Source organism: Aeromicrobium piscarium, assembly GCF_007421815.1.
GTDB lineage: Bacteria > Actinomycetota > Actinomycetes > Propionibacteriales > Nocardioidaceae > Aeromicrobium > Aeromicrobium piscarium.
The window spans coordinates 158305-174412 of sequence record NZ_VLNT01000001.1 but is presented as its reverse complement, the minus strand read 5'-3'; the positions used below and the strand labels follow the sequence as shown (position 1 = coordinate 174412).

The window sequence follows — 16108 nt, the reverse complement described above, 5'->3', positions numbered from 1 at the left end:
ACCGATGATGATGCGTTGGGACAGCCATGGCAACCGTCACGCATCATCATCGGTCCGCGACGCGCGGTTGCTCCGTGGCTCTGCGGCGATAGTGGCGACGCAGCGGAGCGCACCCGCACGTCGCGGCAGCCCGTCCGAACAGCTCGCGAGCACGATCGGTCTCGCCCGCATCGACCCTGAGCTCCGCGAGAGCCCCGAGCATCCGGTGGTCGCGCGGCTCGACCTCACCCAGCTCGGCGAGCGCTCGACGCGCCCCGTGCACGCGCGCGTGGACCACCGCGCGATTGAGACGAACCACCGGATCGTCGCCGCTCAGCGCGCACAACCGGTCGTAGAAGACCAGCAGCAACCGTCTATCGGTCTGCTGCTCGCTGGGGGCGACGGCGTGGACGCCCGCGATCAAGGCCTGGAGACGCAGCTCCTCGGCGAGACCTGTGTCGGGTCCCAAGGTCAGCAGCCGGGTCATCGCGGTATCGATCTCCGCATGCTTCCACCGCTCACGGTCCTGGTCGGCGAGGAGGACGAGGTCGCCGGCGGCATCGACCCGTGCCTCCCGGCGCGCATGCTGGAGTTCCAGGAGCGACCGCAACGCTCGGATGTCCGTGCGCCCGGGCAGCAGGTCGTCGAGCACCGCCACGAGACGCACGGCCTCGGCACAGATCGACGGCCGCACCACCTCCTCGCCCTCATCGGGGGCGTAACCGCTGGTGAAGAACAGGTGGATCGTCCGCAGGACACCCGCGAGACGCTCATCGAGTGCGGCGCCCCACGGCAGGGAGAGACCATCCGGAGCAGCGACCGCACGCTGTCGCGCCCGGGTGAGGCGGGCCGCCATCGTCGGGGTGGAGATCGCGAAGAGTCCGGCGATCCGCTCGGTGCGCAGCCCGAGCACCCATCGCAGGGCGAGAGCGGCCTGGGCATGGTGCGGCACCTGCGGGTGACAGGCGAGGAAGATCAGCCGCAGCATCTCATCATCGACGGCCTCCGGAAGCTCATCGGAGCACCGCTCGGTCAGCAGGTCGGCGGCGCGCGCCAGCGCCCGATGGCCGGCCACCTCGCTCCGCAGCCGGTCGATCGCCTCCCGCTGCGCCACACGATGCAGCCACGCGGCCGGAGACGAGGGCGTCCCGTCCGCCGGCCACGTACGCGCCGCGGCGGCGAAGGCCTCGGCAAGGGCGTCCTCGGCGAGATCGACCCGCTCGAACCGGGCGGTGAGGAGCGCCAACAGCCTGGACCAGTGCTCGCGCCAGGCGCGCTCGACCGCCTGCTCGTCCATCAGCTCGGCCGCCTGCTCAGGACTCCTCGTCGAGGAGGCGTCTGACCTCCGCGACACCGCCGTCGTAGGCCATCAACCGGCACACGTCGAGGAGGTCGTCGAGATCATCGGTGGCCACCAGGTAGAACCCGCTCAGTTGCTCGGTCGTCTCGGTATACGGGCCCTGGGTGACGACATGGCCGTCACCTTCGGCCCGGACGACTCGGGCATGCTCGGAGTGCTCCAGCTCGGCCCCTCCGGTGATCTCGTGCCCTCGGGCCGTGAGCTGCTCGGCGAAGTCGCGGTGCCGCTGATATGCCACCTCGCGCTGCTCGGCGGTCATCTGCTTCCAGGCGTCCTCACCGCCCGGCAAGAGGATCATGTAGTGCGTGGTCATGGTCGTTCCTTTCCTCATCGGTCACCACTGTGACGGTGCGACGTCGGAGAATTCGACAGCCCGACATAAGATTTCTGAGTGCCCACACGCTCTGACCTCCGCAATGTCGCCATCGTCGCCCACGTCGACCACGGCAAGACCACCCTCGTCGACGCGATGCTGCAGCAGCAGGGCGCCTACGCCGAACACCAGGAAGTGACCGAACGGGTCATGGACTCCGGCGACCTCGAACGCGAGAAGGGCATCACGATTCTCGCGAAGAACACCGCCGTCCGCTACGAGGGACCCGGTGCCGAGGGCGGCGTCACGATCAACATCATCGACACCCCCGGCCACGCCGACTTCGGCGGCGAGGTGGAGCGCGGTCTGTCGATGGTCGACGCGGTCGTGCTGCTGGTCGATGCCTCGGAGGGCCCGCTGCCGCAGACGCGCTTTGTGCTGCGCAAGGCGCTGACGGCCAAGATGCCGGTGATCCTCGTGGTCAACAAGGTCGACCGTCCCGATGCCCGCATCAGCGAGGTCGTCGACGAGGCCTATGAGCTGTTCATGGACCTGCTGCCCGAGGACGCGGCCGACGACGCCCTCGACTTCCCGGTCGTCTACGCCTCGGCGAAGGCCGGTCGCGCCTCGACCGAGCAGCCGGCCGACGGCGGACTGCCCGAGAACGACAACCTGATCCCGCTGTTCCAGACGATCATGGACTACGTCCCGGCACCTGAGTACGACGAGGGCGCGCCGCTCCAGGCCCACGTCACCAACCTCGACTCCTCGCCCTTCCTCGGCCGCCTCGCGCTCGTGCGCGTCAAGAACGGCGAGCTGAACAAGGGCCAGCAGGTCGCGTGGATGAAGCGCGACGGCAGCGTCAGCCGGGTCAAGATCACCGAGCTGCTGGTGACCGAGGCGCTGGAGCGCAAGCCCGGTGAGAAGGCCGGCCCCGGCGATATCGTCGCGATCGCGGGCATCCCCGAGATCATGATCGGTGAGACGCTGGCCGATCCGGAGAACCCGGTGGCGCTGCCGCTCATCTCGGTCGACGAGCCGGCGATCTCGATGACGATCGGCACCAACACGTCGCCGCTGTCCGGACGCGAGAAGGGCACCAAGGTCACCGCGCGACTCGTCAAGGACCGCCTCGACGCCGAGCTCATCGGCAATGTCTCGATCCGCGTGCTGCCCACCGACCGTCCGGACGCGTGGGAGGTGCAGGGTCGTGGTGAGCTGGCGCTCGCGATCCTCGTCGAGCAGATGCGCCGCGAGGGCTTCGAGCTGACCGTCGGCAAGCCGCAGGTGGTCACCCGCGAGGTCGACGGCAAGCTGCACGAACCGGTCGAGCGGCTCACCATCGACATCCCCGAGGACTATCTCGGCACCGTCACGCAGCTGCTCGCGGTGCGCAAGGGCCGGATGGAGCAGATGGTCAACCACGGCACCGGCTGGGTGCGCATGGAGTTCCTGGTGCCCTCGCGCGGCCTCATCGGCTTCCGTACCGAGTTCCTGACCGATACCCGCGGCACCGGCATCGCGAACCATGTGTTCGAGGGCTATGAGCCGTGGTTCGGCGAGATCTCCACGCGTCCGTCCGGCTCGCTGGTGGCCGACCGCGCGGGCGCGGCCTCGTCGTACGCGATGACCTCGCTGCAGGAGCGCGGGACGCTGTTCGTGGAGCCGGGTACCGAGGTCTACGAGGGCATGATCGTGGGCGAGAACTCCCGTGATGACGATATGGACGTCAACATCACCAAGGAGAAGAAGCAGACCAATATCCGCTCGGCGACCTCGGACAACTTCGAGAAGCTCATCCCGCCGAAGAAGCTGTCGCTGGAGCAGAGCCTGGAGTTCTGCCGCGAGGACGAGTGCGTCGAGATCACGCCCACCAATGTGCGGATCCGCAAGGTCATCCTCAACGCTGGCGACCGCGCCCGCGCCTCCCGCAAGCGGGGCTAGGGTCCGCCCCTCCGGGGCCACCTTTTGCCGGGTTATGACCCCCGGGACTCGGCGTGTCGGGGCCACAACCCGGCAAAAGTCACCGCGATCATTCCAGTGTGGTTGGCGCTTCCTCCAACAGAGACTGCAGGAATCCGATCAGCTCGGGAACACGCGTGGTGACCGCGGACCACACGATCTCATAGTCGACGGTCCCGTACTCGTGGGCGATCACGTTGCGCATCCCGATGATCCGTCTGAGGTCGGGTATCCGCGTCGCCGTCTCCGGATCGATCTGACGGAGCCGATTCAACGCCTCGCCGAGGATCTCGAGCTGCCGTTCCACGGCGGAACGCAGCAACAGATCGCTCAGGAACTCAGACTCCGTCCTACCCGCGACGAACGTACGGACCGCAGTGGCGGATTCGACGGCATCCCAGACGTGGGCCGGCGACTCACGCCGCATAGACGTCCTTCGCGGTCTCCAAGACGGAGGCCTTGAAGTACGGATTCCGTACGGAGCGAGCAACCACCAGATCAACCTCACGGCCGGTGATATCGACCAACTCCTCCCGTAGTCCGAAGTAGTCGCCGAACGCATCGCCCCGGCCGGGGAAGAAATCCACCAGGAAGTCGATGTCGCTGCGCGCTGGGTCGAAACGATCCGAGAGTGCCGACCCGAACAGTCGAAGTCGTCGCACCCCGTGGCGCTCACAGGCGCGCCTGATCGCCGCGAGGTCGAGAGGGGCGGCCGCACTCATGTTCCTAGTCTCCCACCATCGTCGTCCGCCGAACAGGTCTCATCCGGCGGGTGCGTTCTCGGCGTCTACCCGATGCCGGGGTGTCTACGAACCCAACGCGTAGAGCACGATGGGGAGGGCGCCGAGGACTGCTGCGAGGGTGAGGCCGGCGAGGTCGAGCCTGGTCCAGGTGGCGGGCTCGGCCCAGGTGCGGGTTCTCGCCGAGGCGAAGCCGCGGGCGTCCATCGCGATCGACGATGACGATGCGCCCCGCAGCGCCTGCACCAACAGCGCGAAGCCCATCGAGCCGCTGTATCTCGTCATCGCGACCGGATTCCGCCCTGGGGCGACGCCGCGAGCGCGGCGGGTGCGCTCGAGATCGGTCCAGGTCTGCGCGAATCCGGCGAAGCGCTGGAGCGCCGCTGAGAACGCCGCCACTGGTCGGGCGGGCAGCCGCAGGGTCTGAGCAGCGTAGTCACCGAGACGGCCCGGATCGAGGAAGCCGACCACCACCGAGCCGGGCCAGGCGAGCACGAGGATACGCAGGCCCGCGACCACGGCGGTCTCGGTGTCCTGGCCTCCGAGGCGCCAGGTCGAGTAGACGATCGTCGCCGCCGCGAAACCCGAGAACGCTAGACAGAGCAGCGGATATCGCCACGTCGGCAACAACAGGAGCGCCGCCACCGCGTAGGCCCCGACCGCGGTCAGCGCGGTCGGCAGCGAGCGGATCGCGAACGAGCCGATCAGCGAGCAGGCGCCGACCGCCAGCAGCACCAGCGGGTTCACCCGCGTCACCCACGCCCTCATGACCCCCACCCCCGCGTCAGCGGACCGAAGATGTGACTCCGTGGCAGCGATAGCGACCACGGAATCCAATCGTCCGCAGCGAGCCGACGGAGGATGTGACTCGACGGTCGCCAGGACGACCACGGAGTCACATCCCGCGTCTCGGGGCGGGCATCGGCGAGGACGATCACAGGACCACCTCCATGTCGCGGGGAGCATCTGGATCGTGGGTGGCGAGCGCGACCGCGGCGCCGGCGCGGGCGGCGGCCGTGTACCAGCCGGTCACCATCGCCCAGGTGTCGCGATCCTGCCCGACCGTCGGCTCGTCGAGCGCCACGAGCCCGGGCCGGTGTGCGAGCGCGCTGATCATCGCCAGGCGTCGCTGCTCACCACCGGACAATCGATAGGGATGCGAGGGCCCGAGACGCGCCAATCCCACCAGCTCGAGCAGCGCGTCGACGTCGACCGATGCTCCCAGGGCCGTCGCCGTCCTCGAGATCTCCTCACGCACCGAGGTCGTCAAGAACCCGAGTTCCGGATTCTGCGGCACCCAGCCCATCCGCCGGGCCAGATCAGGCGAGCGGAGGCGGCCGAGGTCCGGTGCGATCGTTCCCGACCGCGGACGCACCAGACCCGTCATCGCCACGAGCGCGGTCGACTTGCCAGATCCGCTCGGACCGGTCACCGCGAGGACCCGGCCGGGATCGACTCGCGCGTCGAAGCCGCTCAACGCGGTCGAACGTCGCGATCCGCGGATCGTCCGGGTCACCAACTCGACCGTCAGGTCACGGGCCACCACAGGATCGGGATCGGCGACCGGTTTCACCAGGTCGAGCGGGACGTCGAAGGGCTGGGGCGGCGGTGCACCCGGCATCCAGAGCCCCGGCTGACCGCTCGATGCGAGGAACCCCTCCACCGTGCCGTCGAACGCGACCGTCCCACCAGGCGCGAGAGCGACCACGCGATCCACGTGATCCAGCCACGGCTCGAAACGATGCTCCACCACGAGCAGAGTCCGGTCGCCGAGGGCGCCGATGACCGCATCGCGTACCTGACTCGCCGTTGCAGAGTCGAGCATCGACGTCGGTTCGTCGAGCAGGACGAGGTCCGGCTCGGTGGCGAGCACCCCGGCGAGCACGAGCCGCTGCTGCTCGCCCCCGGACAACGCCGAGGCGAACCGGTCCCGGTCGTATTCCAGCCCCACCGCCTCGAGCGCGACATCGACCCGACGCCAGATCTCGTCGCGAGGCAGCCCCAGGTTCTCCGGCCCGAACGCGACATCGCGGCCGATCCGCTCGGCCACGATCGCATCCGCCGGATTCTGCAGGACGAGCCCGAGCCGTCCGTCGACCTCGACCTCGCCCGTCGCCTCTCCGGAGATCGTCGTGCCGAGGGCACCGGCCAGCGCGTGCAGCAGGGTCGACTTGCCGCTGCCGCTCGGCCCGACCACGAGCACACGCTCCCCCGCGCGGATGCTCAGCTCCACTCCGGCGATCGTCGCCCGCTTGCGCCCGACCGGGCGCCAGGAGAATCCGCGGAAGCGCGCGGCTCCGCGGCTCACCTAGACCTCGACGGTGTTCTCGCGTCCCGCGGCGAAGGAGTCGAGCACACCCGCCTTGGCGAACGCTCGCGTCAACGCCCAGCCGCCCACGCCGGCCACCAGGACGCCCGAGGCGACGAAGAAGCCCAGGTGCGCGAGCTTGTAGCCGAAATCCCAGTCGGCGTAGTACGAGAACCACTCGTAGACCGCTTCGAAGGCCGCGGCCATCGCGCCGGCGAGGGCGGCGACCCCGATGCCGAACCGCCGGTAGAAGAACAGCAGGAAGACCAGCTCGGCGCCGAGCCCCTGGAAGAGACCGGAGGCGAAGACGCTGAACCCCCACTGCGTGCCGCCGACGATGATCGCGGACACGGCGGCCGCGATGAACTCGGTGGCGAAGGCGGCCCCGGGCTTACGGATGATCAGGCCGCCGACCACGCCCGCGAGCAGCCACACGCCGCCGAGGAATGCCGAGGAGGGCGGGAAGGCGAACAGCGCGACATTGCTGATCGGCTCGTAGAGCTTGCCCCAGGCCCAGAAGACGACGCCGAAGGCGACGCCCAAGGTGGCGATGGTGACGAGATCGATGGTGCGGTACCGCAGATCGATCGATGAACGGGTTGCAGAACTCATCGTGACTCCCTTCGCCGGTGCTAACCGGAGCAGGTTCAAGGGTCTGCGGCTTCTCCGCACTCTCAGCGCCCTCTGCTTGGCGCTCCCCTGTCGTTGTGCCACCCACCGTACACCGGAAGCTCAGCGAGGCGGGAGCACCATCCCTCCGTGAGAACGACGAGGCCCCGGGGGGGTTCGCTGGCTGACGCCGCTACGCCGTTCGTCCCGGGGCTCTCTGTCTGAGTCGAAGTCTACGCTCCCGAGCAGACAGGACCAACGGAGGAGATCACCGTGATCCGCGATCCATGGACGATCCACGCCCTGCTCTCACCTGCTCGGATGCATCCTTACCTCGCCGTCTCAGCCGGCGACTGGCCGAAGGCCCTGACCCTCTACGACTGGAACACCTCCATCAGCTCAGCCTTCTTCGAATCGCTCCACTACCTCGAGGTCGGACTCCGCAATGCGCTCGACGGGGCGGCAAAGGAGCGGGTGGGGGACGACTGGCTGACGAGCGATCGGTCACGTCTCACGAAACGGTCCCGTGCGGTGGTCGCCATCGCCCGGAGCCGAGCGGGCGGGACCACCGCGTCTCACGGGAAGGTCGTGGCAGAGTTGCCCTTCGGCTTCTGGTGGTCCCTTCTCGCCGATGAGTACAACCGTCGCCTGTGGCAACCCGCTCTCCGCCATGCCTTCGACGGACCGGTCCGTCGCCGGAGGCTGCACGCGGAACTGAATGAGATGCGGCGACTGCGCAATCGAATCGCCCATCACGAGCCGATCCACGGACGCGACCTAGCTCAGGACCACGCTCGGCTACTCGACATCGCGCTGCGCGTGGGCAGACCGCTCGGAGATCACATCGCCGAGACATCCCGCGTGCCTCAGCTCCTCGCGTCGAAGCCTGTCGCGTGATTCAGGGGCGCTGTGTCACTCCAGCAGATCGGGGCGGCCGAACATCTCGGCCGTAGCCCGCGCGGAGGGGGTCCCGGCGTCGAGGTCGGCGCCGTGCTCTCGCAGCACCCGCACGACCTCGTCCTCACCCTTGAAGATCGCCCCGGCGAGCGGACTCTGTCCACGATCGTTGAGCCGGTTCACATCAGCCCCGCGTTCGGCGAGCGCCGCCACCGCAGCCGGATGGCCGTGGTAGGCCGCGAGCATCAACAGCGTGTTGCCGCTCGCATCGGTCAGATCGACCGGGGCTCCCGTATCGACATAGGCGCCCAGCCGCTCGTCGTGTCCGGCACGCGCATCATCGAACAGCTGGTGCGCGAGTTCGACGAGCTTCGGATCGGGTTCGGTGGCCATCGCGCCAGGATAACGACCCTCAGCGTGCCACGGCGCTCCGTTCTAGGCTCGGACCATGAGCATCGCGACCGATCTCGTGCTGGTGGCCACCGATCCGACGACCCACAAGCTGACGCTGAGCAGTGTCGACAACGACGCGATCATCGGCGGGGCCCACCTCCTCGAACTGGTCGCGGCGCGGCGACTGGCCGTCGAGGGAACGGCCAAGAAGGTGCGCGTCCGTGTGCTCGACGGCTCCCCCTATCCCGAGCCGGAGGTGGAGGATGCGCTCGCTCGCATGCGCGACGGCAAGACCCGCAAAGCGAGCGACGCCGTGAGCCGGCTCGGAAAGAACGGCGTCCAGAACGCCTATCGCCGCCTCGTCGGCGCCGGACAGGTCCGTGACCGGCAGGAGAGCATTCTCGGCTTCAAGCTGCGACGCTACGACGTGGTCGACATCGTCCGCCGCGAGGACCTCATCGCCCGCGTGCGGGGCACCCTCCTACAGGGGCTGCCCGTCGACGCCACCTCCGGTCCGCTCATCGGCCTGCTCCAGGCGAGCGACCAGCTCAAGCTGGTGACCAGCCGCGAGGAGCGCAAGCCCGCGAAGGCCGCCGCCGAAGCCGTCAGCGCCGGGGACTGGGCCAGCGCAGGCGTCAAGGACGCGATCACGGAGACGCAGACGGCCCTCGCCGTCGCCGTCTTCACCCCCACGATCATCGCCACCACGAGCTCCTGAGGTCCGAATCACCGCCGCGTCACCGTTCCATCGGTGGACCCGTCCACCACAATGGGGACATGTCTTCGGTGCGTACCCCTGACCCGAATCCCGGCTGGCTGTCGGAGTTCCAGCTCGACGAGACGCGGTCGCGCGTCCCGATCCTGTACGTCGAGGCCGTGCCCGTGCGCGTGGACGCGCTCGGGCAGGTCGAGCACATCGGACTCCTGTTGCGGGGTTCGCCGCAGACCGGCGATATCGTCCACACCCTGGTCTCGGGGCGCGTGCTCCACGGTGAGTCCGTCCGCGGCGCTCTCATGCGCAATCTGGAGAAGGATCTCGGGCCCACCGCCTTCCCGCGCCTCCCAGCCACCGTCACGCCGTTCACGGTCGCCGAGTACCTGCCCGTTCCCGGCGTGACCCCGATGTACGACCCCCGCCAGCACGCGGTCGCCCTGGCCTATGTCGTCCCCGTCACGGGTGAATGCGCCCCGCGGCAGGACGCGCTCGAGCTGTCCTGGCTGACCCCCGAGGACGCCGCGAGCCCCGCCGTGCTCGATCAGCTCGAGGGCGGCCGCGGGCACCTGTTGAAGCAGGCGCTCGCCCACCTCGGCGTGCCCGTGTAACGCTGGCGTACCGCCCGCGTCGACGACGTCACCCGCCCAGCGGCGGTAGGTCATCAACCCCATCGGCGCCCGATAACGTCGATGACGCACCTGTACCGAGGCCGAAAGGTTGATGGCTTATCGCGTCCTCCGCAGGTCCGAGCGGCCGTCTCTGAGCCGCCTGCGACGATGAGGGGGTGACCCGTCGCCCCGTCAACCCCTGGCTGATGCTCATGGTCGGGATGGCCGGACAGTGGGCAGGCACGCTCGTCATCAGCACGCCGCCGTTCCTCATTCCGTACCTCCACCTCTCTCAGGGCGTCAGCCTGGTGAGCGCCGGTGCGCTCGCCTCGGCCCCCGCCGTGGGCACGATGCTGACGCTCGTCGCCTGGGGGCTCGTGGTGGACCGGTATGGCGAACGCCGCGCCATGCTGGCCGGTCTGAGCCTCGTGACGTTGGGTGCCATCGGAACGACGACGACATCGTCGCTGGGCGCCCTCTCCCTCTGGTTCTTCCTCTGCGGTGTCGGGGTCGCGAGCACCAATGCCGCGAGCGGCCGGCTCGTCGTCGGCTGGTTCCCGGCCCAGCGGCGAGGGTTGGCGATGGGCATCCGGCAGACCGCTCTCCCCCTCGGCGTCGGTTCTGCCGCGCTCATCATTCCCAACACCGTCGCCGGGGCCGGCCTGCGTGCCGCCTGCGTCGTGGTGGCGGCGGTGTCGCTCCTCGCCACGCTCGCCGCACTGCTCATCGTGGATCCGCCGCGACCCCCACGCCCGACGCCCGGAGCCGAGGCACGGGCCGCCAACCCGTACCGGCAGGATGCCGTGCTCCTGCGGATCCACCTCGCCTCGGCACTCCTGGTGATCCCCCAGTACGCGGTGTGGACCTTCCTCCTGCTGTGGCTGGTCGACGTCCACGACTGGTCGGTAGCGGCCGCCTCGATCCTCGTCGGAGCGACCCATGCCCTTTCGGCTGCGGGACGGATCGTCGCGGGCTGGTGGTCCGACCGGCTCGGATCACGACTGCGTCCGCTGCGCTGGATCGCGGTCGCGGCCACTCTGGTCATGGTCGTGCTCGGCGTGGCGCAGTCCTCACCCGTCGGCATCGTCGTCGCGGTGGTCGCGACGGTGGTCACGGTCTCCGACAACGGACTGGCCTTCACCGCCGTCGCCGAACGAGCTGGGGCGTTCTGGTCCGGGCGCGCCTTCGGCCTGCAGAACACCGGTCAGTACCTCACGGCGGCCGCCGTGCCACCGCTGCTCGGGGTAGTGGTCACGCATGCGGGCTACGGGTGGGCCTTCGGCGGTGTGGCAGTGTTCGCGGCGGTGGCTGTGGCTCTCGTTCCGCGCGAGGAAGCCGCTCCCATGACAGCCGGCCAGCCGAGATGAACATGCACGACAGGAGCTTCCAGCCGATCGTCGCCCGCTCTGGGCTCACCTGATTACCCTCGGGTAACATCGACTCACGTCGACCATCGCATCGTGGTGTTTGGCTTGCCTTAGTGAGGCAGGTCGCTCAGGCGGCGCTAGTGTCGGCACCATCTGTACGGTCCGAACCGGAGGATCTTCATGAACGAGCGCCAGCGAGTGAGCGACCCGCATCTCCTCACGCCGGCACCGGCCTGTCGCTTCATCGATGAGGCGGTGGCGGCATGAGCGAGCGCAGCGAGCGAACAATGGGCTCCACCTCATGCCGGCACCGCCTATCGTGCGGTTTCCTTGAGGCGGTGGCGGCATGAGCGAGCGCAGCGAGCGAACAATGGGCTCCACCTCATGCCGGCACCGCCTATCGTGCGGTTTCCTTGAGGCGGTGGCGGCATGAGCACGATCTCCCTCGTAGCGGGCATCATCTCGCTCGCCGTCACCGCGGTCGCCGTCTACCTGGCCGTGGTGGGCATCCGCAAGATGCTGCGGATCATCCGCGCCGGGCAGCCGGCCGTCGGCCGCAGCGATCAGCCCGCCAAGCGCATCGGCACCATGCTCAAGGAGACGGTGCTCCACACGCGTATGCTGCAGTGGACCTTCGTCGGCGTCATGCACTGGTTCGTGTTCGCCGGGTTCATCTACCTCAGCACCGCCGTGCTCAGCGGCTACTTCCAGGTCTGGGACCCCCACTTCCTGCTGCCGATCATCGGCACCTGGTACCCCTTCATCTGGCTGACCGACCTCCTCGCCTGGCTGACCGTCATCGGTATCGCGGCGCTCATCTACATCCGCCAGAAGAACCACCCCCGCAAGCTCGACCGCAAGAGCCGCTTCTTCGGCTCCACCTTCTGGCAGGCCTATTTCGTCGAGCTCATCATCCTCGGCGAGGGCCTGGCGGGTGTCTTCATCCGCGCCGCCGAGTACCGGCTGCTGCAGACCGAAGGCTCCGACCACGCCAACTTCGCGCACTTCCCGCTGACCGGCTGGATCGGTGAGACCCTCTTCGGAGGCCTGTCGGGCAGCGGCACCGAGACCCTGATCGTGCTGCTCGCGCTCTCCAAGGTGCTCATGGCGATGGTGTGGCTGGCGGTCATCTCCCGCAACATCTCGATGGGTGTCGCGTGGCACCGATTCAGCGCCTGGTTCAACATCTACTTCAAGCGCGAGGTCGACGGCGGCACCGCGCTCGGCGGGCTCGTCCCGCTCTACCTCAACGGCGAGCGCCTCGACATGGAGAAGATGGAGGATCTCGAGGAGGAGGACTTCGAGAAGCTCGGCGTCGGCAAGGTCGAGGACTTCTCCTGGAAGGGCATCCTCGACTTCACCACCTGTACCGAGTGCGGCCGCTGCCAGAGCCAGTGCCCCGCCTGGAACACCGAGAAGCCGCTGTCGCCCAAGCTGCTCATGATGGGCCTGCGCGAGCACGCCTACGCCAAGGTGCCGCTGCTGGAGAAGGACGCCGACACCCTCACCGAGGACGAGAAGCGCGAGCTGGAGCGTCCGCTGATCGGCGACGAGGACCTCTTCGGCGTCATCGACCCTGATGTCCTGTGGTCCTGCACCAACTGCGGCGCCTGCGTCCAGCAGTGCCCCGTCGACATCGAGCACGTCGACCACATCGACAACATGCGCCGCTACCAGGTGCTCGTGGAGTCGAACTTCCCGACGGAGCTGAACAACATCTTCAAGGGCCTGGAGCGCAAGGGCAATCCGTGGGGCATGAACCCCAAGAACCGGATGGACTGGGCCAAGGACCTCGACTTCGAGGTCAAGCAGGTCGGCGAGGACATCGAGAGCCTCGACGAGGTCGAGTGGCTGTTCTGGGTCGGATGCGCCGGCGCCTTCGAGGATCGCGCCAAGAAGACCACCCAGGCGGTGGCCGAGCTGTTGAACATCGCTGGTGTCGACTTCGCGGTGCTCGGCGATGGCGAGACCTGCACGGGCGACTCCGCTCGCCGCGCCGGCAACGAGATCGTCTTCATGCAGCTGGCGATGGAGAATGTCGAGGTCTTCAAGGAGACCAAGGTCAAGAAGGTCGTCTCCACCTGCGCCCACTGCTTCAACACGCTGAAGAACGAGTACAAGGAGTTCGGCGTCGAGCTCGAGGTCGTGCACCACACGCAGCTGCTCAACCGCCTCGTGCGCGAGGGCAAGCTCCAGCCGGTCGCCCCGGGCGCCGGTGAGGCCGAGAAGACGATCACCTACCACGATCCGTGCTTCCTGGGCCGTCACAATCAGGTGTACGAGCCGCCGCGCGAGCTGCTCGGCGCGATCCCCGGCTCGACCTACGCCGAGATGCCGCGACACAGTGAGAAGTCCTTCTGCTGCGGCGCCGGCGGTGCGCGCATGTGGATGGAGGAGACCATCGGCTCGCGCATCAACATCAACCGCACCGAGGAGGCCATCGCCACCGGCGCCGACCAGATCGCCGTGGGCTGCCCCTTCTGCCGCGTCATGCTCTCCGATGGCCTGACCGCCAAGCAGGCCGATGGCGAGGCTCGCGTCGAGGTCGAGGTGCTCGACGTCGCGCAGATGCTGCTCGCCTCGGTCAAGCGCGAGCCGAGCGCTGAGGAGTCCGAGGCCATCGTGAGCGAGGCGGAGGCCGCCACCGCTGCCGCTGCCACCGGCGGCGGGGACGAGGACAAGGCCACCGAGGCCGAGCCCGATGCCGCGGCCGAGGCCGACCCGGAGACCCTCACCGATACCGCCGATGTCGGTGCGGCCGCTGAGGCGACCGAGACCGGTGAGGCGGAGCCGGAGGCGAATGCCGATCTCGACGAGCCGGTCTCGGCCGGACGCGAGGAGGACGTCGCGGTCGCGGCGGAGAGCAATATCGCCGTCGACGACGAAGGCAAGGGCCACGGCGCCGTGGAGCCTCCCTCCGAGGAGGAGCCCGAGGCCGAGTCGGAGGAGCCGGAGGCCGCGCAGTCTGCCGACGATTCCGAGACTGCTGCCGCGGAGCCCACCGAGGCGGAGGCGACGCCCGCGCCCGCCGACGAGCAGGAGGCCTCGGAGACCGAGGAGCCTGCGGAGTCGACGGAGGCGGAGGACACTGAGAACGTGTCCGACACTCTGACGACCGCCGAGTCCACCGCCGCCGACGAAGAACCCACGCCCGATCCCGAGCCGGAGGCCGGTGACGCCACCGACCCCGAGGAGGAGTCGGTCCCCTCGAAGGACGATCGTCCCGAGATCCCGGCGACCAAGGAGAACGATCCTGACGAGTCGCCGGCCGAGGAGATCTTCGACGACTCCCCCACGGCCGACGACGACTCCGCCCGCGAGGAGGAGCGGGGTGCGATCACCCCGGTCGAGGAGGGCGCCGAGCCCGATCCGGTCGCCGAGGATGTCGCCGAGCTGAGCGAGGAGAATCCCTCCGGGAGCGAGCTGAGCGACAGCGCCACCCAGGCGGCGGCCGACGAGGACGACGACAAGTCCTGACCGGTTCTGCCACATGAGGACGGCCCCACACCGATTGGTGTGGGGCCGTCCTCATAGCGCGAGCCTCGGGTGGAGGTAGACCGTCAACCCTTCGCGTGCGCTGGAGGTAGACCGTCAACCTCATCGCGGCTCGATAACGTTGACCAGCTACCGCTGCTCGCGGGATGAGGTTGATGGCCTACCGCCACCGCGAGGTGTCAGTCCTCGACGACCACGTGATCGTCGCCGGGCTCGTCATCGGCCGACACGCGGCGCTCGACGCCCACCGTCGCCTGGGTGAGCAGCGCGGCGATCGCGCCGACCGCCACCAGCACCGGCGAGACCATCGCCGCGAGCGCGGTCACCGCCACGCCGGCGGTCAGCGGGATCTCCAACAGGACATCGCCCTTCTCGTTCTTGATGAAGACACGCCGGACATTGCCCTCGCGGATCAGCTCGCGCACCTTGGCGACCAAGCCGTCTCCGGAGACCTTGAACTCCTCGTACCGCGTACGGGTGTCATGGGACTCGCTCATCGTCACGCTCCTCATCGGCCCGTCGCGGGGCCTCATCGTCGGGTACTTTCAGCATGACAGGGCCACCAGCACGCGTCGATCCGACGTACGGTGGCTCCGTGAGCGACTGGGACCCGCCGCAGTATCTGGGCTTCGCCGACGAGCGGAGCCGTCCGTTCGCCGATCTCATCGCCCGTGTCCCCGGCCCAGCCTCCACCGTGGTCGATCTGGGCTGCGGCGCCGGCAACCTCACCCCGATCCTGCGCGGACGCTGGCCCGAGGCTGAGGTGACCGGCATCGACTCCTCGCCGCAGATGATCGAGCGGGCCCGTCACGATGACCCGTCCACGACCTACCTCCAGGCCGATATCGCCACCTGGCGTCCCGAGCGGCCCGTCGACGTCATCGTCAGCAACGCGGCGCTCCAGTGGGTGCCCGGACATCGTTCGCTGCTGCCCGAGCTGATCGGGCGGCTGCGAGACGGTGGCCGGTTCGCCTTCCAGGTACCGGGCAATTTCGACGCCCCGAGTCATGCGATCCTGCACGAGCTAGCCGGCCGGGAACCCTATGCCGCGCACACCACCGGGATCGAACGGCCGGACGCCGCGGGCCCGGACGTGTATCTCGACGACCTGACCGGGCAGGGTCACCGGGTCGATGCCTGGGAGACGACCTATCTACACGTGCTCACCGGCCCGGACCCGGTCTTCGAGTGCGCTTGGAGCACCGGCGCCCGTCCGGTGCTCCAAGCGCTGCCACAGGAGCTGCGCGCGCGTTTCGGGCGGGAATATCGCGCCGCGCTCCGCGAGGCGTACCCGCCGCGGCCGTATGGGACGGTCCTGCCCTTCCGACGGGTCTTCGTCGTCGTCGAGCGCGGCGGATGACC

At 68.7% G+C, this 16108-nt stretch carries 16 protein-coding genes and 1 riboswitch; of the genes, 7 read left to right on the top strand and 9 right to left on the bottom strand.

Annotated elements, in window-relative coordinates; all coding sequences use genetic code 11:
* Positions 1-46: 46 nt before the first annotated feature.
* The gene (locus FNM00_RS00885; protein WP_143911131.1) at positions 47-1276 is read right to left on the bottom strand and encodes an RNA polymerase sigma factor; all 1230 of its coding nucleotides are present in this window, start codon (positions 1274-1276) and stop codon (positions 47-49) included.
* A gap of 16 nt (positions 1277-1292) precedes the next feature.
* The gene (locus tag FNM00_RS00880) at positions 1293-1652 is read right to left on the bottom strand and encodes a YciI family protein (protein ID WP_185972908.1); all 360 of its coding nucleotides are present in this window, start codon (positions 1650-1652) and stop codon (positions 1293-1295) included.
* A gap of 78 nt (positions 1653-1730) precedes the next feature.
* Between FNM00_RS00880 and typA the strand changes: the two genes are divergently transcribed.
* On the top strand, positions 1731-3596 hold the full coding sequence (typA, locus tag FNM00_RS00875) for a translational GTPase TypA (RefSeq protein ID WP_143911129.1): 1866 nt from the start codon (positions 1731-1733) through the stop codon (positions 3594-3596).
* Positions 3597-3684: 88 nt separating this feature from the next.
* Here the strand turns inward: typA and FNM00_RS00870 are convergent, their stop codons facing one another.
* The 5 genes from FNM00_RS00870 to FNM00_RS00850 all read right to left on the bottom strand — a co-directional run bounded on the left by FNM00_RS00870 (position 3685) and on the right by FNM00_RS00850 (position 7274).
* Positions 3685-4041, bottom strand: coding sequence for a HepT-like ribonuclease domain-containing protein (locus tag FNM00_RS00870; protein ID WP_143911128.1), 357 nt, complete (start codon positions 4039-4041; stop codon positions 3685-3687).
* Entirely contained in the window at positions 4031-4336 is a 306-nt protein-coding gene (locus tag FNM00_RS00865; protein ID WP_143911127.1) for a nucleotidyltransferase family protein, read from the bottom strand. Before FNM00_RS00865 ends, FNM00_RS00870 begins: the two co-directional genes overlap by 11 nt.
* A gap of 84 nt (positions 4337-4420) precedes the next feature.
* Positions 4421-5122 (bottom strand): energy-coupling factor transporter transmembrane component T family protein, encoded by a 702-nt coding sequence (locus FNM00_RS00860; RefSeq protein WP_143911126.1) that lies wholly within the window; start codon positions 5120-5122, stop codon positions 4421-4423.
* Positions 5123-5288: 166 nt separating this feature from the next.
* Positions 5289-6662 (bottom strand): ABC transporter ATP-binding protein, encoded by a 1374-nt coding sequence (locus FNM00_RS00855; RefSeq protein ID WP_143911125.1) that lies wholly within the window; start codon positions 6660-6662, stop codon positions 5289-5291.
* Positions 6663-7274 (bottom strand): ECF transporter S component, encoded by a 612-nt coding sequence (locus FNM00_RS00850; protein WP_143911124.1) that lies wholly within the window; start codon positions 7272-7274, stop codon positions 6663-6665.
* Positions 7264-7373: riboswitch (TPP riboswitch) on the bottom strand. Its footprint overlaps the gene before it by 11 nt.
* 171 nt (positions 7374-7544) lie before the next feature.
* Between FNM00_RS00850 and FNM00_RS00845 the strand changes: the two genes are divergently transcribed.
* Positions 7545-8168 (top strand): hypothetical protein, encoded by a 624-nt coding sequence (locus FNM00_RS00845; RefSeq protein WP_143911123.1) that lies wholly within the window; start codon positions 7545-7547, stop codon positions 8166-8168.
* A 15-nt stretch (positions 8169-8183) separates the two neighbouring features.
* On the opposite strand, the gene FNM00_RS00840 is transcribed toward FNM00_RS00845, so the two are convergent.
* Positions 8184-8561, bottom strand: a complete 378-nt coding sequence (locus FNM00_RS00840) for an ankyrin repeat domain-containing protein (RefSeq protein ID WP_143911122.1) — start codon at positions 8559-8561, stop codon at positions 8184-8186.
* Positions 8562-8616: 55 nt separating this feature from the next.
* On the opposite strand from FNM00_RS00840, the gene FNM00_RS00835 reads away from it, so the two are divergent.
* The 4 genes from FNM00_RS00835 to FNM00_RS00820 all read left to right on the top strand — a co-directional run bounded on the left by FNM00_RS00835 (position 8617) and on the right by FNM00_RS00820 (position 14728).
* A complete protein-coding gene (locus FNM00_RS00835) occupies positions 8617-9279 on the top strand; it encodes a GOLPH3/VPS74 family protein (protein WP_143911121.1) in 663 nt (220 codons plus the stop codon).
* Between the two features lie 59 nt (positions 9280-9338).
* A complete protein-coding gene (locus tag FNM00_RS00830) occupies positions 9339-9884 on the top strand; it encodes an NUDIX hydrolase family protein (protein ID WP_143911120.1) in 546 nt (181 codons plus the stop codon).
* 176 nt (positions 9885-10060) lie between these two features.
* The gene (locus tag FNM00_RS00825) at positions 10061-11251 is read left to right on the top strand and encodes an MFS transporter (protein WP_221933530.1); all 1191 of its coding nucleotides are present in this window, start codon (positions 10061-10063) and stop codon (positions 11249-11251) included.
* Positions 11252-11680: 429 nt separating this feature from the next.
* The gene (locus FNM00_RS00820; RefSeq protein WP_143911119.1) at positions 11681-14728 is read left to right on the top strand and encodes a (Fe-S)-binding protein; all 3048 of its coding nucleotides are present in this window, start codon (positions 11681-11683) and stop codon (positions 14726-14728) included.
* Between the two features lie 197 nt (positions 14729-14925).
* Here the strand turns inward: FNM00_RS00820 and FNM00_RS00815 are convergent, their stop codons facing one another.
* On the bottom strand, positions 14926-15243 hold the full coding sequence (locus tag FNM00_RS00815; protein ID WP_143911118.1) for a DUF4342 domain-containing protein: 318 nt from the start codon (positions 15241-15243) through the stop codon (positions 14926-14928).
* A gap of 98 nt (positions 15244-15341) precedes the next feature.
* Between FNM00_RS00815 and FNM00_RS00810 the strand changes: the two genes are divergently transcribed.
* Positions 15342-16106: a methyltransferase domain-containing protein gene (locus FNM00_RS00810; RefSeq protein WP_185972907.1), complete on the top strand. Its 765-nt coding sequence runs from the start codon at positions 15342-15344 to the stop codon at positions 16104-16106.
* Positions 16107-16108: the final 2 nt, after the last annotated feature.

Excerpts from the sequence above, each read along its gene's own strand:
- FNM00_RS00885 (WP_143911131.1), bottom strand. The coding sequence starts at position 1,276 with ATGGACGAGCAGGCGGTCGAGCGCGCCTGGCGCGAGCACTGGTCCAGG.
- FNM00_RS00880 (WP_185972908.1), bottom strand. The coding sequence starts at position 1,652 with ATGACCACGCACTACATGATCCTCTTGCCGGGCGGTGAGGACGCCTGG.
- FNM00_RS00870 (WP_143911128.1), bottom strand. The coding sequence starts at position 4,041 with ATGCGGCGTGAGTCGCCGGCCCACGTCTGGGATGCCGTCGAATCCGCC.
- FNM00_RS00865 (WP_143911127.1), bottom strand. The coding sequence starts at position 4,336 with ATGAGTGCGGCCGCCCCTCTCGACCTCGCGGCGATCAGGCGCGCCTGT.
- FNM00_RS00860 (WP_143911126.1), bottom strand. The coding sequence starts at position 5,122 with ATGAGGGCGTGGGTGACGCGGGTGAACCCGCTGGTGCTGCTGGCGGTC.
- FNM00_RS00850 (WP_143911124.1), bottom strand. The coding sequence starts at position 7,274 with ATGAGTTCTGCAACCCGTTCATCGATCGATCTGCGGTACCGCACCATC.
- FNM00_RS00840 (WP_143911122.1), bottom strand. The coding sequence starts at position 8,561 with ATGGCCACCGAACCCGATCCGAAGCTCGTCGAACTCGCGCACCAGCTG.
- FNM00_RS00835 (WP_143911121.1), top strand. The coding sequence starts at position 8,617 with ATGAGCATCGCGACCGATCTCGTGCTGGTGGCCACCGATCCGACGACC.
- FNM00_RS00830 (WP_143911120.1), top strand. The coding sequence starts at position 9,339 with ATGTCTTCGGTGCGTACCCCTGACCCGAATCCCGGCTGGCTGTCGGAG.
- FNM00_RS00820 (WP_143911119.1), top strand. The coding sequence starts at position 11,681 with ATGAGCACGATCTCCCTCGTAGCGGGCATCATCTCGCTCGCCGTCACC.
- FNM00_RS00815 (WP_143911118.1), bottom strand. The coding sequence starts at position 15,243 with ATGAGCGAGTCCCATGACACCCGTACGCGGTACGAGGAGTTCAAGGTC.